The 20,673-nt window shown below is 58.2% G+C and carries 20 protein-coding genes and 1 pseudogene; 15 read left to right on the top strand and 6 right to left on the bottom strand.

The window, feature by feature from the left end; all coding sequences use genetic code 11:
- Nucleotides 1-19: 19 nt before the first annotated feature.
- The 3 genes from QE432_RS13410 to hslV form a co-directional block, all read right to left on the bottom strand.
- A complete protein-coding gene (locus QE432_RS13410; protein WP_003516272.1) occupies nucleotides 20-985 on the bottom strand; it encodes a DUF1402 family protein in 966 nt (321 codons plus the stop codon).
- A 188-nt stretch (nucleotides 986-1,173) separates the two neighbouring features.
- The gene (gene hslU / locus QE432_RS13405) at nucleotides 1,174-2,481 is read right to left on the bottom strand and encodes an ATP-dependent protease ATPase subunit HslU (RefSeq protein ID WP_003516274.1); all 1,308 of its coding nucleotides are present in this window, start codon (nucleotides 2,479-2,481) and stop codon (nucleotides 1,174-1,176) included.
- A gap of 87 nt (nucleotides 2,482-2,568) precedes the next feature.
- Nucleotides 2,569-3,093, bottom strand: coding sequence for an ATP-dependent protease subunit HslV (gene hslV / locus QE432_RS13400; protein WP_003516283.1), 525 nt, complete (start codon nucleotides 3,091-3,093; stop codon nucleotides 2,569-2,571).
- A 203-nt stretch (nucleotides 3,094-3,296) separates the two neighbouring features.
- Here hslV and hisB point away from each other — a divergent pair, with 203 nt between their 5' ends.
- From hisB to coaA, 7 genes and pseudogenes are all read left to right on the top strand, one after another.
- Nucleotides 3,297-3,893, top strand: a complete 597-nt coding sequence (gene hisB / locus QE432_RS13395; RefSeq protein ID WP_003516285.1) for an imidazoleglycerol-phosphate dehydratase HisB — start codon at nucleotides 3,297-3,299, stop codon at nucleotides 3,891-3,893.
- A 23-nt stretch (nucleotides 3,894-3,916) separates the two neighbouring features.
- A pseudogene (locus tag QE432_RS13390) lies at nucleotides 3,917-4,412 on the top strand (DUF2628 domain-containing protein).
- Nucleotide 4,413: 1 nt separating this feature from the next.
- Nucleotides 4,414-5,064, top strand: a complete 651-nt coding sequence (gene hisH / locus QE432_RS13385) for an imidazole glycerol phosphate synthase subunit HisH (RefSeq protein WP_003516289.1) — start codon at nucleotides 4,414-4,416, stop codon at nucleotides 5,062-5,064.
- A 1-nt stretch (nucleotide 5,065) separates the two neighbouring features.
- Nucleotides 5,066-5,809 (top strand): 1-(5-phosphoribosyl)-5-[(5-phosphoribosylamino)methylideneamino]imidazole-4-carboxamide isomerase, encoded by a 744-nt coding sequence (hisA, locus tag QE432_RS13380; protein WP_013635199.1) that lies wholly within the window; start codon nucleotides 5,066-5,068, stop codon nucleotides 5,807-5,809.
- Nucleotides 5,806-6,582, top strand: coding sequence for an imidazole glycerol phosphate synthase subunit HisF (gene hisF, locus QE432_RS13375; RefSeq protein WP_003516294.1), 777 nt, complete (start codon nucleotides 5,806-5,808; stop codon nucleotides 6,580-6,582). Before hisA ends, hisF begins: the two co-directional genes overlap by 4 nt.
- 16 nt (nucleotides 6,583-6,598) lie before the next feature.
- Nucleotides 6,599-6,922 (top strand): phosphoribosyl-ATP diphosphatase, encoded by a 324-nt coding sequence (locus QE432_RS13370; RefSeq protein ID WP_003516295.1) that lies wholly within the window; start codon nucleotides 6,599-6,601, stop codon nucleotides 6,920-6,922.
- Entirely contained in the window at nucleotides 6,919-7,920 is a 1,002-nt protein-coding gene (gene coaA / locus QE432_RS13365) for a type I pantothenate kinase (RefSeq protein WP_019565929.1), read from the top strand. Before QE432_RS13370 ends, coaA begins: the two co-directional genes overlap by 4 nt.
- A 48-nt stretch (nucleotides 7,921-7,968) precedes the next feature.
- On the opposite strand, the gene lysM is transcribed toward coaA, so the two are convergent.
- The 3 genes from lysM to QE432_RS13350 form a co-directional block, all read right to left on the bottom strand.
- Nucleotides 7,969-8,418, bottom strand: a complete 450-nt coding sequence (gene lysM, locus QE432_RS13360) for a peptidoglycan-binding protein LysM (protein WP_003516300.1) — start codon at nucleotides 8,416-8,418, stop codon at nucleotides 7,969-7,971.
- Nucleotides 8,419-8,504: 86 nt separating this feature from the next.
- Nucleotides 8,505-8,939: an alternative ribosome rescue aminoacyl-tRNA hydrolase ArfB gene (gene arfB, locus QE432_RS13355; RefSeq protein ID WP_019565930.1), complete on the bottom strand. Its 435-nt coding sequence runs from the start codon at nucleotides 8,937-8,939 to the stop codon at nucleotides 8,505-8,507.
- Between the two features lie 112 nt (nucleotides 8,940-9,051).
- Nucleotides 9,052-10,662: a phosphoenolpyruvate carboxykinase gene (locus tag QE432_RS13350; RefSeq protein ID WP_306624584.1), complete on the bottom strand. Its 1,611-nt coding sequence runs from the start codon at nucleotides 10,660-10,662 to the stop codon at nucleotides 9,052-9,054.
- A 340-nt stretch (nucleotides 10,663-11,002) separates the two neighbouring features.
- Here QE432_RS13350 and chvI point away from each other — a divergent pair, with 340 nt between their 5' ends.
- From chvI to tsaE, 8 genes are all read left to right on the top strand, one after another.
- Complete coding sequence (gene chvI, locus QE432_RS13345) at nucleotides 11,003-11,731, top strand: two-component system response regulator ChvI (protein ID WP_003516307.1); 729 nt, start codon at nucleotides 11,003-11,005, stop codon at nucleotides 11,729-11,731.
- Between the two features lie 52 nt (nucleotides 11,732-11,783).
- Nucleotides 11,784-13,574 carry a two-component system sensor histidine kinase ChvG gene (gene chvG, locus QE432_RS13340; RefSeq protein ID WP_013635194.1) on the top strand — a complete coding sequence of 597 codons (1,791 nt, stop codon included), beginning with the start codon at nucleotides 11,784-11,786 and terminating at the stop codon, nucleotides 13,572-13,574.
- Complete coding sequence (locus QE432_RS13335; RefSeq protein ID WP_306624582.1) at nucleotides 13,564-14,028, top strand: HPr kinase/phosphorylase; 465 nt, start codon at nucleotides 13,564-13,566, stop codon at nucleotides 14,026-14,028. Before chvG ends, QE432_RS13335 begins: the two co-directional genes overlap by 11 nt.
- A 125-nt stretch (nucleotides 14,029-14,153) precedes the next feature.
- Nucleotides 14,154-14,555, top strand: coding sequence for a PTS sugar transporter subunit IIA (locus tag QE432_RS13330; protein ID WP_003516318.1), 402 nt, complete (start codon nucleotides 14,154-14,156; stop codon nucleotides 14,553-14,555).
- 12 nt (nucleotides 14,556-14,567) lie between these two features.
- On the top strand, nucleotides 14,568-14,843 hold the full coding sequence (locus tag QE432_RS13325; protein ID WP_003516321.1) for an HPr family phosphocarrier protein: 276 nt from the start codon (nucleotides 14,568-14,570) through the stop codon (nucleotides 14,841-14,843).
- A gap of 129 nt (nucleotides 14,844-14,972) precedes the next feature.
- Nucleotides 14,973-16,373: an adenosylhomocysteinase gene (gene ahcY / locus QE432_RS13320; RefSeq protein ID WP_003516323.1), complete on the top strand. Its 1,401-nt coding sequence runs from the start codon at nucleotides 14,973-14,975 to the stop codon at nucleotides 16,371-16,373.
- A 208-nt stretch (nucleotides 16,374-16,581) separates the two neighbouring features.
- A complete protein-coding gene (locus QE432_RS13315) occupies nucleotides 16,582-19,164 on the top strand; it encodes a sensor histidine kinase (RefSeq protein ID WP_013635192.1) in 2,583 nt (860 codons plus the stop codon).
- Nucleotides 19,161-20,666 (top strand): tRNA (adenosine(37)-N6)-threonylcarbamoyltransferase complex ATPase subunit type 1 TsaE, encoded by a 1,506-nt coding sequence (tsaE, locus tag QE432_RS13310; protein ID WP_306624579.1) that lies wholly within the window; start codon nucleotides 19,161-19,163, stop codon nucleotides 20,664-20,666. The genes QE432_RS13315 and tsaE overlap by 4 nt, the downstream gene beginning before the upstream one ends.
- Nucleotides 20,667-20,673: the final 7 nt, after the last annotated feature.

Here is a 20,673-nt window from a genome sequence, read left to right as displayed (position 1 = left end):
TGACGATAATCGTCTTTTTCTACAAAAGCGCCTGCAAATCCTTGATGCGATCGTTCACCAGCCAGCCGTAATAGTTTTCTTCCGGCAAAAGCGGCTGTTCCCCACCTGCGGCGCGCTGACGATTTTTCTGGGCGAGAGCGGCAGCGCGCTGCGCGGATCCGCCGACATTATAAAGCGTGGACGTTACACCAGGATTTTTGGAAACATCCATGTCGGCAATCGACCTGTAGTCGTCGATCGATTTGCGGATGGAAGCTGCCATGAAGGCGAGCGAGCGATCCGGGTCCATGATCGCGGTATAAACGGCGGTCGCATCGTTTTCGTCGAGCTTCTCATAACCTGAGGTTTTCGACACCATGTCGGACAACATCAATGCCGTGAGCGGATTGATCTGGCCGAGACCGAAGGTCTGTCCGGCATAAAAGGGCTGGAAAAATACAGCGCTGAAACGATTGTTCGGATAGGCAACGCCATCTACCGTCTTGCCGCGGAAGCTGTCGTCCCAGACGTCTTCCCGACAGTTCCAAAGGCTATAGGAATCCTTTTTCGACTGGCACCTGGCGAATTGCGAATGCGTCAGAAACTGCGCGATGGTTTCGTCCTTGTAGCCGAAACGGAAGCTGCTGCCGGCATAGGAGGCGGCCTTGACGTAGTAGGATTGCAGGCGGTCATAGGCGTCGACGTTATAGGTATGCTCGCCGACAATCGCCCCGATCATGTGGATCGGATCGATACCGTAGCGCCCGGCAGTAGACTTGATCTTGCCGATCAGTGCCTTGTCGGAAGACAGGAGGTCGATCACCTTCTGGTATTTACGCTCGAAAGACGTATTGGAACCCTTGGTTCGACGTGCGGAAGCCCCCGGAATGCCCGGCTGTTCGGCATTGCGATTGCCAGGCGGGACGACCGTCGCGGCCTCGGCATAAGAAGACGAGACAACGGTGAACGTCAAAGCGGCGGCAAATGCCAGAAGAGTTTTGCGCACGAGCGAATGCCTTTTCTCAAGCCGACCTCTCCCGAACCAAGAGAAAACCGGACCATTCCATAAAGCGGTTCCAACCGGAATGCAGCCTTTCCCATAAACAAAAAGGGGGCTGAATGCGAGACAAGGCCATAAAATAAAAGAGTGCGGCAAATGTGGCCGCACTCTCGTGTCGTTGCTCTCCAAGATATTCAGAGAATATAGCGGGACAAATCCGTATCGGCGGCAAGATCGCCGACGTGCTTCTTGACATATTCCTGATCGATCTTGACGGCAGAGCCACCACGATCGGGTGCGTTGAAGGAAATCTCGTCGAGAACACGCTCCATCACCGTCTGCAGGCGGCGCGCACCGATATTCTCGACCGACGAGTTGAGATGAACAGCCACGTCGGCCAGAGCGTCGATCGCATCGTCCGTGAAGTCGAGATCGAGTTCTTCCGTCGCCATCAGCGCCTTGTACTGGCGGATGAGGCTTGCTTCCGTCTCGGTCAGGATACGGCGGAAGTCCTCCTTCGTCAGCGGCTTCAGCTCGACACGGATCGGCAGGCGGCCCTGAAGCTCCGGCAGAAGGTCGGACGGCTTTGCCACATGGAACGCGCCGGAAGCGATGAACAGAACGTGGTCGGTTTTCACCGGCCCGTATTTGGTCGATACAGTCGTGCCTTCAACGAGCGGCAGAAGATCGCGCTGCACGCCTTCACGCGAGACGCCGGCACCCATGCCGCCATCGCGCGCAGCAATCTTGTCGATCTCATCGAGGAAGACGATGCCGTCATTTTCCACCGACTTCACCGCTTCGCGCTGGATCATGTCATTATCGAGCAGCTTGTCGGATTCGTCGCGAACGAGATCGGTATAGGATTTCGAGACGGTGGTGCGCACCTTCTTGGTACGTCCGCCCATCGCCTTGCCAAACATTTCCGACAGGTTGAGAACGCCGATATTGGCACCCGGCATGCCGGGTATTTCAAAGCCGGGCATGCCCGAACCGCTGTCGGCCACTTCGATGTCGATTTCCTTGTCGTCCAGCTCGCCATCGCGCAGCTTCTTGCGGAAGCTCTCACGTGTCGCGGGTGACGCGGTCGATCCGACCAGTGCGTCGAGCACCCGCTCTTCGGCGCTCTGATGCGCCTTGGCCTGTACTTCCGCGCGCTTCTTTTCACGCACGAGGCCAATGCCGATCTCGACCAGATCGCGGATGATCTGCTCGACATCGCGACCGACATAACCGACTTCGGTAAATTTGGTCGCTTCGACCTTGATGAAGGGCGCGCCGGCAAGCTTGGCGAGACGGCGGGAAATCTCCGTCTTGCCGACACCGGTCGGTCCGATCATCAGGATGTTTTTCGGCATCACTTCGTCGCGCAGGCTCTCATCGAGCTGCTGGCGACGCCAACGGTTGCGCAGCGCAATCGCGACCGCACGTTTCGCATCATGCTGGCCGATGATGTGGCGATCCAGTTCCGAGACAATTTCCCGGGGAGAAAAAGTGGTCATTCTGTCCTCTCGGCTTTCCTGTTCCGGCCGGCCATTCTGGCCCGGCCCACAGGACCCTTGGGTGAGAAATGGGGGTGAGAAATATGCTTACTCGGCGTCGAGGGTTTCGATGACGAGGTTATGGTTGGTGTAAACGCAGATATCGGCGGCGATATCGAGCGACTTGCGCGCCACCTCCTCTGCCGACTTGTCCGTATCCATCATGGCGCGGGCAGCCGCAAAGGCGTAGTTGCCGCCGGAGCCGATGGCGATCGCGCCATGTTCGGGTTCCAGCACGTCACCATTACCGGTGATGGCGAGTGTCGTGGATTTGTCGGCCACCAGCATCATGGCTTCGAGGTTGCGCAGATATTTATCCGTGCGCCAGTCCTTTGCAAGCTCTACGGCTGCGCGCATGAGCTGACCGGGATATTGCTCAAGTTTCTTTTCGAGACGGTCGAGCAGCGTGAAGGCATCCGCCGTTGCGCCGGCAAACCCGGCAATCACTTCACCCTTGCCAATGCGTCGAACCTTGCGGGCATTGCCCTTCATGACGGTCTGGCCAAGACTTACCTGACCATCGCCAGCCATGACGACCTTGCCGCCCTTCCTGACTGTAATAATCGTTGTCATCAAACACCTGTCTGCCCTACCGGGCCTGCGGTTAACGGGCCGGCATCCGGCCCTTCTCGGCATCTATGTAAGTTTGCTTTTCACGATTGCAAATCCTGCCCGCACTGCACTGTTTTTCGCAGATCATGCAAGACGATGGAACAACTGGATATTTATGTCTCGTGCTGATAAGGAACGGCGACATTTTCACGGAGCGGCCAAAGATGGCAGAACGTAAAGGCGAGATTATCCGCAAGACCAACGAAACCTCGGTTTCGGTGCGCGTGGATATCGACGGCACCGGCAAGTCGACAATTTCCACCGGGGTGGGATTTTTCGATCATATGCTGGACCAGCTGAGCCGCCATTCGCTGATCGACATGGATATCGAGGTTCAAGGTGACCTGCATATCGATGATCACCATACGGTGGAAGATACCGGCATCGCCATCGGCCAGGCCATCGCGAAGGCGTTGGGTGACAGGCGCGGCATTACCCGCTACGCCTCGCTCGATCTTGCCATGGATGAGACGATGACCAAGGCTGCCGTGGATATTTCCGGCCGTCCCTTCCTCGTGTGGAATGTCAACTTCTCCGCGCCGAAGATCGGCACATTCGACACCGAGCTTGTGCGCGAATTCTTTCAGGCGCTGGCCCAGAATGCCGGCATCACGCTGCATATCCTGAACCATTACGGCGCCAACAACCATCATATCGCCGAAACATGCTTCAAGGCCGTTGCCCGCGTTCTTCGCGCGGCAACCGAGATCGACCCCCGGCAGGCAGGCCGCGTTCCCTCGACAAAGGGCATGCTGGCCTGACCGCCAAAGCTGTCAGGAAGCCCATGACAAGCTATCTCGTTCTGGAAGCCCCCAACGGGCCGGACAGGGACCACAAGACGACCCGCTTCATAGCAGACCGTTTCGTCTGGCTGGCACTTATTGCGCCCTGGCTGTGGCTGGCCGTAAACCGGCTGTGGCTGGCCGCGATCGTCGTATTTGCAGTTCTCGTTCTGGCCGGTTGGGCATCAATGTTACCCGGATTCGAACCGGTGGGCATTTTGTGCAGCGTCGCCATTGCCCTCATCACTGCACTGGAGGGGCGCGATTTTCTCGTCCGGCACCTGATGAGCAAGGGCTGGAAGATGACCTCGGTCATTTCCGCCCCTGACCTTTCGAGTGCCGAAGAGATATATTTCTCCGATCTTTCCGAAAATACCGAGCCGTCGGGACGGCTGTCGCAGCCGGTATGGACCCCCTCGCCGCAGAAGAGCGGTGACAACAAACTTCGTCAACGATCCCTCCGGATCGTTTCTTTTCGACTTGAATGGAAGGCGCTGACATGCGCGTCGCGATCATCGACTACGGTTCTGGCAACCTGCGTTCGGCCACAAAGGCTTTCGAGCGCGCCGCCCGCGAAGCCGGCATTAATGCAACCATTGACCTGACCGATAAGCCGGATCACGTCGCATCTGCGGACCGCATCGTCCTGCCAGGCGTCGGCGCCTATGCCGATTGCCGCGCCGGTCTCGAAGCTGTGCCCGGCATGCATGAGGCGCTTATCGAAGCCGTCGAGAAAAAAGCTCATCCCTTCCTCGGCATCTGCGTCGGAATGCAGCTGATGTCTTCGCGTGGTCTAGAAAAGACTGTCAGCACGGGGCTTGGCTGGATCGAAGGCGATGTCATTGAAATGACGCCCTCCGATCCGACGCTTAAAATCCCGCAGATTGGCTGGAATACGCTGGAAATCCGGCATCAGCATCCCCTGTTCGACGGTATCAGGACCGGCGCTGACGGCTTGCATGCCTATTTCGTGCATTCCTATCATCTGGCGGCGAAACATCCGGCGGATGTCATAGCCACCACCAATTACGGTGGCGCGATGACGGCTTTCGTTGGTCGCGACAATATGGCTGGCGCGCAGTTCCACCCGGAAAAAAGCCAGACGCTCGGCCTCGCCCTGATTTCCAATTTCCTGCGCTGGAAGCCCTGACATGATTCTTTTTCCCGCAATCGATCTTAAAGACGGCCAGTGCGTTCGCCTGAAACTCGGCGATATGGAGCAGGCAACCGTTTACAATACGGACCCCGGCGCGCAGGCGAAGTCCTTCGAGGACCAAGGCTTCGAGTGGCTGCATGTCGTCGATCTCAACGGCGCCTTCGCTGGCCAGACGGTGAATGGCGAAGCGGTCGATGCCATTCTCAAGGCCACGACAAACCCGGTGCAGCTTGGCGGCGGCATCCGCACTCTCGATCATATTGAGGCGTGGCTCAGCCGTGGGCTTGCCCGCGTCATTCTCGGCACCGTGGCGGTGCGCGATCCCGTTCTGGTTATCGAAGCCTGCAAGCGTTTCCCCGGTCAGGTCGCTGTCGGCATCGACGCCAAAGGCGGCAAGGTTGCTGTTGAGGGCTGGGCGGAAGCCTCAGAACTCGGCGTTATAGAACTTGCCAAACGTTTCGAAGGTGCCGGCGTTGCCGCCATCATCTACACCGATATCGATCGCGACGGCATTCTGGCTGGCATCAACTGGGCCTCGACACTCGAACTGGCAGATGCCGTGTCGATCCCCGTCATCGCCTCCGGCGGCCTTGCTTCCATCGAAGACATCAAGCGCATGTTGCAGCCGGATGCCGCAAAGCTAGAGGGCGCAATTTCAGGCCGCGCGCTTTATGACGGGCGCATCGATCCTGCCGAGGCGCTCGCCCTCATCAAGGCTGCCAAGGAGATAAGCGCATGACCCTCAAAGCCCGCGTTATTCCCTGCCTCGATGTAAAAGACGGCCGCGTCGTCAAGGGTGTGAACTTCGTCGATCTTATCGACGCCGGCGACCCAGTCGAGGCGGCGAAGGCCTATGATGCGGCGGGAGCGGACGAACTCTGCTTTCTCGACATCACCGCCTCGTCCGACAATCGCGACACGATTTTCGACGTGGTATCGCGCACGGCCGACCATTGCTTCATGCCGCTGACCGTCGGCGGCGGCGTCCGCGCCGTGGCTGACATCCGCAAGCTGCTTCTCTGCGGTGCAGACAAGGTCTCCATCAATTCCGCAGCGGTGAAAGATCCTGATTTCGTCGCGCAGGCTGCCGACAAATTCGGCAACCAGTGTATCGTCGTCTCCATCGACGCCAAGCGGGTTTCGAAGGACGGGGAAGACGGCCGCTGGGAGATTTTCACGCATGGCGGACGTCAGCCAACCGGAATCGACGCCGTGGAATTTGCCATCAAGATGGTCGAACGCGGTGCCGGCGAATTGCTCGTCACCTCGATGGACCGCGATGGCACCAAAAGCGGATACGATATCGGCCTGACACGCAGCATTGCCGATCAGGTTCGCGTGCCCGTCATCGCCTCGGGTGGCGTCGGAACGCTGGATGATCTGGTAGCCGGCGTTCGCGATGGCCATGCGACCGCGGTGCTTGCCGCTTCCATCTTCCACTTCGGCACCTATTCGATCGGGCAAGCCAAGAGCTACATGGCCGAGCATGGCATCGCCATGCGTCTCGACTGATTGCAGGAACCTTTCCATGAGCGCATTTTCCCTTTCCGATCTGGAACGCATCGTCGCGACACGCGCCGCCGCCTCCCCCGATGAATCCTGGACGGCCAAACTTGTTGCGGCGGGCCAGGAACGTGCGGCGAAAAAACTGGGCGAAGAGGCTGTTGAGGCCGTGATCGCCGCCATCGCGAAAGACCGCGACGGGCTGAAAAACGAGGCCGCCGATCTGCTTTATCATCTGCTGGTGGTGTTGAAGATCGCCGACATTCCCCTTGCCGACGTCTTTGCCGAGCTGGAGCGCCGGACCGGACAGACCGGACTTGCGGAAAAGGCAGCGAGGCCGACATCATGAATGTCAAGGCAGGCAGCGGGGAGAGAGGCATGCCGAGCACACTCGATCATTTCCGCCCGGATGAATATTCGCCCTATCACTTCTTCAGCTCGGAAGAATGGGCAAAGTTTCGCGCCGACACACCACTCACCCTTTCCGCCGACGAGGTCAAAAGACTGCGTTCGCTGGACGACCCGATCGATCTGGACGAAGTGCGGCGTATCTATCTGTCGCTGTCGCGCCTCCTGTCATCGCATGTGGAAGCATCGCAGCTGCTGTTCGAACAGCGCAACCGCTTCCTGAACATGGCGGATGTCAACAAAACGCCCTTCGTCATCGGCATTGCCGGGTCGGTGGCGGTTGGAAAATCGACAACGGCGCGTATTTTGAAGGAGCTTCTGGCCCGCTGGCCTTCCAGCCCGAAGGTCGATCTCATCACCACCGACGGGTTTCTTTACCCGAACGAGGTGCTGCGGCGCGAAAACCTGATGGAGCGCAAGGGCTTTCCGGAAAGCTACGACATCGGTGCGCTGCTGCGTTTCCTCTCGGCGATCAAGGCGGGCCAGCCGAATGTGAAGGCGCCACGCTACTCGCATCTGACCTATGACGTGCTGCCGAACGAATTCACTGTCATCGACCAGCCGGATATCCTCATCTTCGAAGGCATCAACGTGCTGCAATCACGCGACCTGCCGGCGGGCGGGCGGATCGTGCCGATCGTTTCCGACTTCTTCGATTTCTCGATCTACATCGATGCGGATGAGGACTTCATTCACAACTGGTATGTGAACCGGTTCATGAATCTGCGGCAAACCGCCTTCCGGGACCCGAATTCATTCTTCAATCGCTATGCGTCGATCAGCGAAGAGGCGGCGCTCAGCATTGCCGAGGGCCTCTGGCAGAACATCAACCTGAAGAACCTGCGCCAGAACATCGTGCCCACGCGTCCACGCGCCGATCTTATCCTGCGCAAGGGCAAAAACCACCTGATCGACACGGTGGCGCTTCGCAAGTTGTGAAAGATGCCGCAAAAGCGGCATCTCCATCGCAGCGGTTAAAATCCGTTATTAGGCAAGGTCGGGAATGCGCAGAACCTGACCGGGATAGATTTTATCGGGATGGGTCAGCATCGGTTTGTTGGCTTCGAAGATGATGTTGTTCTTGCCACCATTTGCCTTGCCGTACTGGGCTTCAGCGATCTTCCAGAGATTATCGCCCTTCTTGACCGTGTAGAAAACGGGTTCCTTCGCCGGCGCTTCTGCCACCGTCAGCTCGCCGGCCTCGACCTTGGAAATGCCGAGCGTATTGCCAACGGCGATGACCGCTTTTTCGAAAATCGACTGGTCGGCCACTTCGCCCTTCAGAACGACCTTGTCGTTCACCACCTCGACCTGAACCTTGTCGGTGCCGAGATCGTGGGAAGCGAGTTCTTTTTTGACGGCTTCGACATCGGGGGCATCATCACCACCGATACCAAGCTTCTTTCCTGCTTCCTTGATGAAATTGAACAGACCCATAGCACCCTCCTTGGTTGTAGGAGATTTACCAGACGATATCTGAAGGTCTATGACAAGTGCGAAACATTTTGCCATCCAGCTGCGACCTAGTCGCCTGATGGCTTGCCACGCATTTTCTTGACATCCGACCGGCCGGATTTTGCCTTGAGGCGGCGCTCGACGGAACCCTTGGTCGGCTTGGTGGCCTTGCGCACCGGCGGCGGCGGCGCTGCCGCTTCAAGGATCAGTTCCTTCAGCCGTTCACGCGCGTCTTCGCGATTGCGCTCCTGGCTTCGAAACCGGCTCGCCTCGATCATGAGCACGCCTTCTTTCGAAACACGCCGCCCGCCCAGACGCAGCGCATTCGCCTTCACCCGTTCCGGCAGGGATGGAGAATTGGCGATGTCGAAAAACAGCTGAACCGCCGTCGAGACCTTGTTGACATTCTGGCCACCCGGCCCGCCGGCCAGCACGAATTGCTCCGTCAGCTCCCAGCCGGCGATGGTAATTCGGTTGCTGATGTAAAGCGGGGCGCTGGCCATGTTTTTTCTCCGCGCCGGTGATGCCACAGATCGGGAAAAATGAAAACAAGGCACGAAACGAAAGAACCCGGCACAAGGCCGGGTTCCCCTCCTCCTCATAAACGAGGCTTATTCATTCTGCCGCGAACAGCAGTCCCGGTGCTGCATCGCGCACCTTGCTGTCGACGTGATCTTCGAACTTGGTGAAGTTCGTAACGAACATCGACACAAGCTTCTTCGCCTGCGCGTCGTAAGCTGCGCCGTCGGCCCAGGTCGAACGCGGGTCGAGGATCGCGGCATCGACGCCTTCCAGCGACAGGGGCACGGCGAAACCGAAATTCGCATCGGTGCGGAATTCGGCACCCTTCAGCTCGCCGGTGAGGGCTGCCGTCAGAAGCGCGCGGGTCGCCTTGATGGGCATACGCTTGCCGATGCCGTAAGCACCGCCGGTCCAGCCGGTGTTGACCAGCCAGCAGTCCACGCCATGCTTGCCGATCAGCTCACGCAGCAGGTTGCCGTATTCCGCCGGGTGGCGCGGCATGAAGGGTGCGCCGAAGCAGGTTGAGAATGTCGCTTCCGGCTCAGTCACACCCTTTTCCGTGCCGGCAACCTTTGCCGTGTAGCCGGAAAGGAAGTGGTACATGGCCTGTTCCGGCGTCAGCCGGGCGATGGGCGGCAACACGCCGAAGGCATCCGCAGTCAGCATGATGATGGTCTTCGGATGACCGGCAATGCCCGTTTCCGATGCATTCGGAATGAAGTGTAGCGGATAGGCACTGCGGGTGTTTTCCGTCAGCGAGTTGTCGTTGAAATCCGGAACACGGTTTTCGTCCAGCACGACGTTTTCGAGAACGGTGCCGAAACGGCGGGTCGCGGCATAGATTTCCGGCTCGGCTTCGGCCGACAGCTTGATTGCCTTGGCGTAGCAGCCGCCTTCGAAATTGAAGATGCCGTGTTCGCCCCAGCCGTGCTCATCGTCGCCGATCAGCGTACGCGACGGATCAGCCGACAGCGTGGTCTTGCCGGTGCCGGACAGGCCGAAGAACACGGCGGAATCACCCTCAGGACCGACATTGGCCGAGCAATGCATCGGCATGACGCCCTTGGCCGGCAGCAGGTAGTTCAGCACCGTGAAGACCGACTTCTTGTTTTCACCGGCATAAGAGGTACCGCCGATGAGGACGAGACCATTGGTGAGATCGCAGGCGATGACGGTCTCCGAACGGACGCCGTGACGCGCCGGATCAGCCTTGAAGCTCGGCAGGTTGATGATGGTCAGCTTCTGTTTGAAGCCTGCCAGTTTCTCCCGCTTCGGGCGGATGAGCAGGTTGCGGATGAACAGCGAATGCCAGGCAAGCTCAGTGACGACACGGGTCGACAGGGCGTTTTCCTCATCGGCACCGCCGATCAGATCCTGAACATAGAGCGTCTTGCCGGCGGCGTGCGCAAGCATGTCCTGACGCAGCAGCTCGAAGTTTTCCGGCGACAGCGGCTTGTTGTTGTCCCACCAGATAGTGTCTTCGGTGGAAGCGTCGCGGACGACGAATTTGTCCTTCGGAGAACGGCCCGTATGCTGACCGGTAACGGCACGAAGTGCGCCATCCGCCGTCAGCTCGGCTTCGCCGTTGCGGATCGCCTCTTCGTACAATTCGCTTTCGTTGAGGTTATAAAAGACGCGGGAGGCCTCGCCCAGTCCGAGTTCCGCAACTCCATTGGCAGGATTATGAACCCCAAGCTCGTTCATGACGCGTTCCTTGTAAATGACGATAAGGCCGTTGAAATTTTCACGGAAAATACGTGGCGGCTTTTAGAAACGCAAGAGTGAAACTTTAAATAACTTAGTGATTTCAATATATTAATCGATTTAAAAGATTTTATTTCTTTTTAAATCGGTTGAAGACGCATTAGAATCCAGCTGCGGCGTTTTCCCGGAATTTGGCCTAGTCACACCAGGCGATTTGGTTGTGAGTTTTCCTTTGCCACAATTTGTTCCACCTTTATACTCATGAGAGTGGCTCGCGGCGCGCAACCTTGGCTGGGTGGATGTCGGGAGTTACGAGAAAATGACGATGGAGACCAACTACATGCAGACGATCGCGCTTGTCGACGACGACCGGAATATTCTCACTTCGGTATCGATCGCGCTCGAAGCCGAAGGCTACCGGGTCGAAACGTATACGGACGGCGCCTCCGCGCTTGACGGACTGATTGCCCGTCCGCCGCAGCTCGCCATTTTCGACATCAAGATGCCGCGCATGGACGGCATGGAGCTTTTGCGGCGTCTTCGCCAGAAATCGGATATTCCGGTTATCTTCCTGACCTCCAAGGATGAAGAGATCGACGAATTGTTCGGCCTGAAGATGGGTGCTGACGATTTCATCACAAAACCCTTCTCGCAGCGCCTTCTGGTGGAACGCGTCAAGGCCATCCTGCGCCGCGCCAGCAGCCGCGAGGCTTCCGCTGCGACCGGCGGCAGCACGCTGAAGCCGACGGCTGATCAACAGGCGCGTACGCTCGAACGCGGCCAGCTGGCCATGGATCAGGAACGCCACACCTGCACCTGGAAGGGCGAGCCGGTGACGCTGACCGTTACCGAATTCCTTATCCTGCATTCGCTTGCACAGCGGCCAGGCGTGGTGAAAAGCCGCGACGCGCTGATGGATGCGGCCTACGACGAACAGGTCTATGTTGACGACCGCACGATCGACAGCCACATCAAGCGGCTTCGCAAGAAGTTCAAACTGGTCGATGGTGACTTCGATATGATTGAAACGCTTTATGGCGTAGGATATCGCTTCCGCGAAGCGGCTTGAACGAGCCGCAATCGGGAGAGACCACCGGAATTGTGGTGGCGAGGACATAGACTTGTTGAAGAAAACGCCGGAAACCGTCTCGGACAGTGACGATGCCGAAGATCGCGGCAGCGAACGCCGCCATCGTATCCATCCGCTGACGATCGTCCGACGCATTTTTGGCAATGCGGTGTTTTCCAGCCTCACGCGCCGCATCCTTTTCTTCAACGTGGCCGCGACGGTCGTTCTGGTCGGTGGCATTCTCTACCTCAACCAGTTCCGCGAGGGGCTGATCGATGCGCGGGTGGAAAGCCTTTTGACGCAGGGCGAGATCATCGCCGGCGCCATCTCGGCCTCCGCCTCGGTGGATACCAACTCCATCACCATCAATCCGGAAAAGCTGCTGGAATTGCAGGCGGGGCAAAGCATCACGCCCGCCCCCAATGACGAGGACTTGAGTTTCCCGATCAATCCGGAACGGGTGGCGCCGGTGCTGCGCCGGCTGATTTCGCCGACACGGACCCGCGCTCGGCTTTTCGACGCCGATGCCAACCTGCTTCTCGATTCCCGCCATCTCTATTCCCGCGGCCAGGTCCTGCGCTTCGATCTGCCGCCGGTGACACCGGAAACCCAGACCTGGGGTGAATGGTTCACCAGCATGTTCAACCGCATGCTGCAACCGAGCAGCCTACCGCAATACAAGGAAGCGCCAGGTGGCGACGGCTCGATCTATCCGGAGGTGATGAATGCGCTGACCGGCGTGCGCGGCGCAGTCGTTCGCGTTACGGAAAAGGGTGAGCTAATCGTTTCGGTCGCCGTTCCGGTGCAGCGCTTCCGGGCCGTGCTCGGGGTTCTGCTCCTGTCCACGCAGGCCGGCGATATCGACAAGATCGTGCATGCGGAGCGCCTCGCCATCATGCGCGTGTTCGGCATCGCCACGCTCGTCAACATCGTACTTTCCCTGCTGTTGTCCTCCACCATCGCCACGCCGCTCCGGCGGCTTTCGGCGGCTGCGATCCGCGTGCGTCGCGGAGCGAGAACCCGCGAGGAGATACCGGACTTTTCGGCGCGTCAGGATGAAATCGGCAACCTTTCCATAGCGCTTCGTGAAATGACGACGGCGCTCTACGACCGTATCGACGCAATCGAAAGTTTCGCCGCCGATGTCAGCCACGAGCTCAAGAACCCGCTGACTTCGCTGCGCAGCGCCGTGGAAACCCTGCCGCGTGCCAAGACGGAAGAGTCCAAACAGCGGCTGACAGAGATCATCTTCCACGATGTCCGCCGCCTCGACCGCCTGATCAGCGATATTTCGGATGCCTCGCGGCTCGATGCCGAACTGGCGCGTGTCGATGCATCGCCGCTGGATCTCGACGTTCTTATGAAGGGTCTGGTGGATATCTCCCGCCAGATCAGCACAAAGAAAAAGAGCGTGGCGATCGACTATGTCGCCGACCGGAAGGCGGGAGCCAAAACCTCCTTCGTCGTGAACGGTCACGATCTTCGCATCGGGCAGATCGTCACCAACCTGATCGAGAATGCGCGCTCTTTCGTTTCCGAGGAAAGCGGCCGCATCACCGTGCGCCTTTCCCGTCACAAGGACCGCTGCATCGTGCAGGTGGAAGACAATGGCCCCGGCATTCAGGCCGAGGATATCGACCGGATTTTCGAGCGCTTCTACACCGACCGACCGGCAAGCGAAGGTTTCGGCCAGAATTCCGGCCTTGGCCTTTCCATCAGCCGCCAGATCGCCGAAGCCCATGGCGGCAGCCTGAGGGCAGAAAATGTCGTCGACAAATACGGCGTGATATCAGGCGCGCGCTTCACCCTGTCGCTGCCGGCGGCCGAAACCCATGAACGCTGAACGCTTCAACCTGCACGCAACCGCCATTGTCGTCGACAACACCGGTATTCTCTTCACCGGACCGTCCGGCAGCGGCAAAAGCGAGCTTGCCTTCAGCTTTCTGACGGAGGCGCAACGGTGCGGATTGCCGGCGGCACTGATCGCGGATGATCAGATTTTCGTGTATCGCGACGGCGAAAACATCATAGCCGAGCGGCCGGAAGCGATTGCCGGACTACTGGAATTGCGCGGCAGCGGCATCGTTAACGTCAACAGCGTCCCGAGCGCCGGACTAAATTTCGCCGTTACGACAGTTCTTTCACCGGAAAATCCAAGACTTCCGGAAGATGACGAGGTGTTGTTGCTGCCCTGCGGCGGGCATCTTCCGCTTCTGCGTATTCAGCTTTCCAGTCTTACGCCCTATGGAAAATTTGCTGCACTTGCTCAAAATCTTTTTAAAACGAACGTGAAGTGACCATGATTCAGGCGATTTTAGGCTTGCGATTCGCATTTTCCTCATCAAGATGAAATCCCACCGATGGACAGGATTGCCGCGTTGCGATAGTCGGCAATGAGAGTGCGTGTGCAAGGGAGCATTTCATGATCGGACTAGTGCTTGTCACCCATGGCAAGCTGGCTGAGGAGTTTCGCCATGCGTTGGAGCATGTCGTCGGTCCCCAGAAATTGATCGAGACGGTTTGTATCGGTCCCGAAGACGACATGGATCAGCGCCGGCAGGATATCATCGACGCCGTTACGCGCGTCAATGATGGAAATGGCGTCATTATTCTGACGGATATGTTCGGTGGCACACCGTCCAATCTCGCCATCTCCGTCATGAACAACGGTAATGTCGAAGTCATCGCCGGGGTCAATCTTCCCATGCTGATAAAACTCGCAGGCGTTCGCAGCGAAGACAACATGGACAAGGCGCTCCAGGACGCATCCGACGCCGGTCGCAAATACATCAACGTCGCCAGCCGCGTTTTAAGCGGCAAATAAGAAGTCAGCCCCATGTCGCCTCACTCCCGGGAATTGCCGATCATCAACAAGCGCGGTCTCCACGCCCGGGCATCTGCAAAATTCGTGCAGATGGTCGAGGGTTTCGACGCGACGATTACGGTGTCGAAGGACGGAATGACCGTTGGCGGCACCTCCATCATGGGTCTGATGATGCTGGCGGCCAGCCCGGGATGCAGTGTCTATGTCGAGGCGAGCGGCAACCAGGCGGAAGAGGCGCTCGCCGCACTCGAGGCACTTGTTGCCGACCGCTTCGGCGAAGAAGCCTGACCCCACCTCCATATAAAGACATAAAGACTTCTTTATATCGTTATTGCCAGATCGTTTTTGGCCTGCTAAACCGCTGCTACGTTTAAAAGCCGGGCCAGCAGGCATGGCATTTCTGATCTGGAGAACTTCATGAGCCTTGAGAAGGACTACATCATCGCCGATATCAACCTTGCCGCATTCGGCCGCAAGGAACTGGACATCGCCGAAACCGAAATGCCTGGCCTTATGTCCTGCCGCAAGGAATTCGGCGAGAGCAAGCCCCTGAAGGGCGCACGTATTACCGGTTCTCTTCACATGACGATCCAGACCGGTGTCCTCATCGAGACGCTGAAGGAACTGGGCGCGGACATCCGCTGGGCGTCCTGCAACATCTTCTCGACGCAGGACCATGCCGCAGCAGCTATTGCAGCGGCCGGCATTCCTGTTTTCGCGGTAAAGGGTGAGAGCCTGACGGAATATTGGGAATATACCGACAAGATCTTCCAGTGGACCGATGGCGGCCTCTCCAACATGATCCTCGATGATGGCGGCGATGCCACCATGTACATTCTGCTCGGCGCGCGCGCCGAAGCCGGTGAGGACGTTCTTTCCAACCCCGGTTCGGAAGAAGAGGAAATTCTTTTCGCGCAGATCAACAAGCGCCTCAAGGCTTCCCCCGGCTGGTTCACCAAGCAGCGTGACGCGCTGAAGGGCGTGACGGAAGAAACGACGACAGGCGTTCATCGTCTCTACGATCTTGCCAAGAAGGGCCTCCTGCCCTTCCCGGCCATCAACGTTAACGACAGCGTCACCAAGTCCAAGTTCGACAACAAATACGGCTGCAAGGAATCGCTGGTAGACGGCATTCGCCGCGCCACCGACGTGATGATGGCCGGCAAGGTTGCCGTGGTCTGCGGTTACGGCGATGTCGGCAAGGGTTCCGCCGCCTCGCTGCAGGGCGCTGGCGCCCGCGTGAAGGTCACGGAAATCGACCCGATCTGCGCGCTTCAGGCCGCCATGGACGGTTTCGAGGTCGTTCGCCTGGAAGACGTTGTGTCTTCCGCTGACATCTTCATCACCACCACCGGCAATAAGGACGTCATCCGCATTGAGCACATGCGCGAGATGAAGGACATGGCCATCGTCGGCAATATCGGCCATTTCGACAATGAAATTCAGGTCGCTTCGTTGCGTAACCTCAAGTGGACAAACATCAAGCCACAGGTCGACATGATCGAGTTCCCGAAGGGCAACCGCATCATCCTGCTGTCCGAAGGCCGCCTGCTGAACCTTGGCAATGCCACAGGTCATCCGTCCTTCGTCATGTCGGCGTCGTTCACCAACCAGGTGCTGGGCCAGATCGAGCTTTTCACCAAGCCGGGTGAATACAAGAACGAAGTCTACGTGCTGCCGAAGCACCTCGACGAAAAGGTCGCACGCCTTCATCTCGAGAAGCTTGGCGTGCGCCTGACCGAACTTTCCGACCTTCAGGCTGATTATATCGGCATCTCGAAGCAGGGTCCGTTCAAGGCAGAACACTACAGATATTAATTTCATAGTTAATATCCACTGAAATTACACAATATGTAGATGCCGTGTGCTTGACAAAGCGCGCGGCATCTTTTTTGCGCGCTCCCTTTCCGCAGATTTATGAAGACGGTATTGTCATCGAACTTGATTCGGACACGCCAAAGGGCGGCGGGGACGAAATGGGATGTCTTGTCGAAGATGCGGCACATAGGACGGAGACAGACCGGGGATGACGGTTCACAATTCGGATCTGCGAGAGCAGACAGTTCAACGCGTTGAAAACACGCATGCTGGCGTGGCATTGGGCGCGGCCATGGCGCGTTGCCGGCTGGCGATCAGTGCTGTGCGGACAGGCTTTTCGCGGCTTCCCGTCCTGATGTCCGGCACGGTTCTCGCCGGTTCTGCAAATGTGGCGCTGGCGCAGGACGGTCTTGTCGCAAAGACCGGCGCGCGGCTGTTTTCATCCGGAGAAACCATCACCTATTCGCTTTTTGTCGGCATGCTTTCGGCAACGCTGTTTTCCGTCGTCTGGCTGGTGCGCCAGCGCGGTAATATCGAGGCGGAGAGCGGTGAATACCGCAAGGCGCTGGCAGAATCCCACCACAAGATCGCGAAATACGAGGCGCTTATCTCCGACAAGAGCCGGCGCATCGTCATCTGGGACGGCGTGGACAAGCGCCCCGAATTCCTGGGGCAGCTGCCCGTAGAGACGGGCGCACCGCAGGCGGATCACGATTTTCTGGCCTTCGGGCGCTGGCTGAAGCCATCATCCGCGAGCCAGCTTGAAAAATCCCTCGAAAAACTTCGCAGCCACGCACAGAGTTTCGATCTGACCATCGAAACGCAGCGCGGCGAAGTCATTGAAGTTCAAGGCCGGGTTTCCGGCGGCAATGCCTTCGCGCGTTTCGTCGCCCTCAACAACCTGCGCGCCGAACTGGCCGAATTGCAGGTGGAGCGCGAGCGCCTGATCGCCTCGGTCTCCACGTTTCAGGAACTTCTCGATTCGATCGAACAGCCCGTCTGGCGGCGCAATGGCGAAGGCGAACTCATATGGGTGAACCACGCCTATGCGCACGCTGTGGATGCGCGCGATGCCGAACAGACCATTCAGGAGAAACGCGAACTTCTGAACACCGTTACCCGGCAGAAGATACGTGCGGCCGCGACGCCGAGTTCCCCCTACCACGATCGCATTTCGACGGTGGTTTCCGGAAACCGTACCTTTTTCGACGTTGTCGATATCAAGACGGCGGGCGGTTCTGCAGGCATCGCCATCGATGCTACCGAAGCGGAAACCACCCGCGAGGAAATGAAGCGGGTTCTGAAAAGCCACGCCGAAACGCTGGATCATCTCGCAACGCCCGTCGCCATTTTCGACGGCCGGCAGCGGCTGCAATTCTACAATCAGGCCTTTGCCAGCCTGTGGGGGTTCGATCTGGTTTTCCTGGAATCCGGCCCCGATAATTCCGAGCTTCTCGACAGGCTGCGCACCGCCGGCAAATTGCCCGAGCAGCTGAACTGGAAAAACTGGAAAGAGACGGCACTCTCCGTTTACCGCTCTCTCGATACCAAGACCGATCTGTGGCACCTGCCCAACGGCCAGACGTTGCGGGTTATCGCGACCGCCCACCCGCAGGGTGGCGCGACATGGGTCTTCGAGAACCTGACCGAACAGGTCGATCTGCAGATGCGCTACAACACCTTGGTGAAGGTGCAGGGCGAAACCATCGACCATCTGGCCGAAGGTGTCGCCGTGTTTGGTGCGGACGGACGTATTCGCCTTTCCAACCCGGCATTCAGGGCCCTCTGGGGCGTTACCGCCGAGCAGGCGGAAACTGGAACCCATATCCGCGCCGTGGAGGCCGCCTGCACGCAATCCTACGACAAGCCGGATGGCTGGCGCTCTTTCAGCCAGTTCATCACCAGCTTTGACGATGAACGCCCGTCGAGACAGGGAACGCTGGAGCTACTCTCCGGCCTGGTCCTCGACTACGCCATTATTCCGCTGCCGGATGCGCAGACCATGCTGACATTCGTCAACATGACTGACAGCGTGCGGGCCGAGCGGGCGCTCAAGGAAAAGAACGACGCACTGCTCAAGGCCGACGAGCTGAAGAACGATTTCGTCCAGCACGTCTCTTATGAGTTGCGCTCGCCGCTGACCAATATCATTGGCTTCACCGATCTCCTGAAGACCCCGGGTATTGGAGAATTGACGGACCGGCAGGCAGAATATCTCGACCATATTTCCACCTCTTCCTCGGTTCTTCTGACCATCGTCAACGACATCCTCGATCTCGCGACCGTCGACGCGGGCATCATGCAGTTGAACTACTCGGAAAACGATCTCAACGAATTGCTCGATGACGTTTCGGTGCAGATTGCCGACCGGCTACAGGAAAGCGGTATTTCGCTCGAGATCGTCGCACCCGCGCATCTCGGTAGTCTGGTGGCGGATCACCAGCGCCTGAAGCAGATCCTCATCAAGCTCCTCACCAATGCAATCAATTTTGCGCCGGAAGGGTCTTCCGTTCAGCTTTCATGCCAGCGCAGCGAGGGTGACTTCCTGTTCTCGGTGGCGGACAAGGGACCGGGTATCCCCGAAGACATGCTCAAGGCCGTGTTTGACCGCTTCGAGACGCGCGGCAACGGCGGGCGGCGGACCGGCGCTGGCCTTGGCCTTTCTATAGTGGAAAGCTTCGTCAGCCTGCATCACGGCACTGTCAGCATCGACAGCCGGCCCGGCAACGGCACCATCGTCACCTGCCGCATTCCTTCGGGCGTGCACCCGCATTCCATCGCCGCAGAATGAGTGACGATATCCTGCCGATCACCCTTTCCCTCAATGGGGAGAAGGACACCATCCGGTTAGGCGAAGATCTGGCGCTGGCTTTGGGAGCTGGCGATTGCCTCGCGCTGATCGGAGATCTCGGTGCGGGCAAATCCACCCTCGCCCGCGCCTTCATCCGGGCGATGGCGGATGCACCTGATCTTGAAGTTCCAAGCCCCACATTCACGATCATCCAGACCTATCCAACACGTATTCCCGTTGCCCATCTTGATCTGTACCGACTGTCTGACGTCTCGGAACTGGACGAACTCGGCATCGACGAGATGCTGGAAGACGGTATCTGCCTGATCGAGTGGCCTGATATCGCCGCCGCAATCCTACCGCCAAACCAGACCATCCGCCTGCGGCTGGAGCACTCCGGTGACGGGCGTCTGGCTGTGATCGATGCTCCCGCGAAACAGAAAGCACGGCTTGAGCGCGTTTTTGCCATTCGCGAATTTCTTGCGAAAAATGGCAAGGGCGATGCGACCCGCCATTTTCTAAGCGGAGATGCTTCCACACGCGCCTATGAGACCATTTCCACCGATGGTCCGGACCTTATCGTGATGGACTGGCGACGCCCTTTGAGAGGTGCGATCGTTGCTGACGGCAAGACCTATGCGGAAATCGCCCATCTTGCCCAGGATGCCCGTTCCTTCGTGGCGATCGGCAATTATCTGCGAAATAGCGGCTTTTGCGCGCCTGAAATACTGGCGGCGGATACCGATCAGGGCATTCTCCTCCTAGAGGACCTCGGGCGGGATGGGGTGCTTGCGCCTGATGGAACGCCGATAGAGGAACGTTATCTGCAAAGCGTCGCGTGCCTCGCCGCCCTTCATAAAGCTCCGACACCGCGCAAGCTGCCAGTTGGTGACGGCAGCACCTACGAAGTGCCTCCTTTCGATCGACCGGCGATGAAGATCGAGGTGTCGCTGCTGGTGGAATGGTATTTGCCCCACAAACGCGGCAAATCACTGTCCGATACCGAGAAGCGTGACTATTATGCTCTTTGGGACAGCCTGATAGACGCGCTCAGTGGCTGCGAAAGCGGGCTACTTCTGCGCGATTTCCATTCGCCGAACATTCTCTGGCAAGAGCATAATGCAGACATCCGGCAAGTCGGACTGATCGATTTTCAAGACGCGATGATCGGCCCGACGGCCTACGATCTCGCCTCCATCGTGCAGGATGCGCGGGTTACCATTTCGCCCGAACTGCAGGAACGCCTGCTTTCGCACTATCTCGACATTAGACGAGACGAGCCATCCTTCGATGAGGCGTCCTTTCTCAAGGCTTTCGCCATCATGTCGGCGCAGCGCAACTGCAAACTGGCCGGTATCTGGGTAAGGCTGTTGGAACGCGATGGCAAACCCGGTTATATGAAACATATGCCAAGGACGTTTCGCTATCTTTCCGCAGCGCTTTCGCATCCCGAACTTGCACCGCTCAAAGACTGGTGCGTCCATATGGGCATGGAATTTTAAAGACTGA

Source organism: Agrobacterium sp. SORGH_AS_0745 (genome assembly GCF_030818995.1).
In the GTDB taxonomy this organism is placed as follows: Bacteria; Pseudomonadota; Alphaproteobacteria; order Rhizobiales; family Rhizobiaceae; genus Agrobacterium; species Agrobacterium tumefaciens.
This window is presented reverse-complemented; position numbering and strand designations above follow the sequence as displayed.

Coding starts and splice junctions, on each gene's coding strand:
- QE432_RS13315 (WP_013635192.1), top strand. CDS start 16,582: ATGACGGTTCACAATTCGGATCTGCGAGAGCAGACAGTTCAACGCGTT.
- lysM (WP_003516300.1), bottom strand. CDS start 8,418: ATGGGTCTGTTCAATTTCATCAAGGAAGCAGGAAAGAAGCTTGGTATC.
- arfB (WP_019565930.1), bottom strand. CDS start 8,939: ATGGCCAGCGCCCCGCTTTACATCAGCAACCGAATTACCATCGCCGGC.
- hisF (WP_003516294.1), top strand. CDS start 5,806: ATGACCCTCAAAGCCCGCGTTATTCCCTGCCTCGATGTAAAAGACGGC.
- hisH (WP_003516289.1), top strand. CDS start 4,414: ATGCGCGTCGCGATCATCGACTACGGTTCTGGCAACCTGCGTTCGGCC.
- tsaE (WP_306624579.1), top strand. CDS start 19,161: ATGAGTGACGATATCCTGCCGATCACCCTTTCCCTCAATGGGGAGAAG.
- QE432_RS13330 (WP_003516318.1), top strand. CDS start 14,154: ATGATCGGACTAGTGCTTGTCACCCATGGCAAGCTGGCTGAGGAGTTT.
- hslV (WP_003516283.1), bottom strand. CDS start 3,093: ATGACAACGATTATTACAGTCAGGAAGGGCGGCAAGGTCGTCATGGCT.
- coaA (WP_019565929.1), top strand. CDS start 6,919: ATGAATGTCAAGGCAGGCAGCGGGGAGAGAGGCATGCCGAGCACACTC.
- QE432_RS13350 (WP_306624584.1), bottom strand. CDS start 10,662: ATGAACGAGCTTGGGGTTCATAATCCTGCCAATGGAGTTGCGGAACTC.
- QE432_RS13335 (WP_306624582.1), top strand. CDS start 13,564: ATGAACGCTGAACGCTTCAACCTGCACGCAACCGCCATTGTCGTCGAC.
- hisA (WP_013635199.1), top strand. CDS start 5,066: ATGATTCTTTTTCCCGCAATCGATCTTAAAGACGGCCAGTGCGTTCGC.
- QE432_RS13325 (WP_003516321.1), top strand. CDS start 14,568: ATGTCGCCTCACTCCCGGGAATTGCCGATCATCAACAAGCGCGGTCTC.
- hslU (WP_003516274.1), bottom strand. CDS start 2,481: ATGACCACTTTTTCTCCCCGGGAAATTGTCTCGGAACTGGATCGCCAC.
- ahcY (WP_003516323.1), top strand. CDS start 14,973: ATGAGCCTTGAGAAGGACTACATCATCGCCGATATCAACCTTGCCGCA.
- hisB (WP_003516285.1), top strand. CDS start 3,297: ATGGCAGAACGTAAAGGCGAGATTATCCGCAAGACCAACGAAACCTCG.
- QE432_RS13370 (WP_003516295.1), top strand. CDS start 6,599: ATGAGCGCATTTTCCCTTTCCGATCTGGAACGCATCGTCGCGACACGC.
- chvI (WP_003516307.1), top strand. CDS start 11,003: ATGCAGACGATCGCGCTTGTCGACGACGACCGGAATATTCTCACTTCG.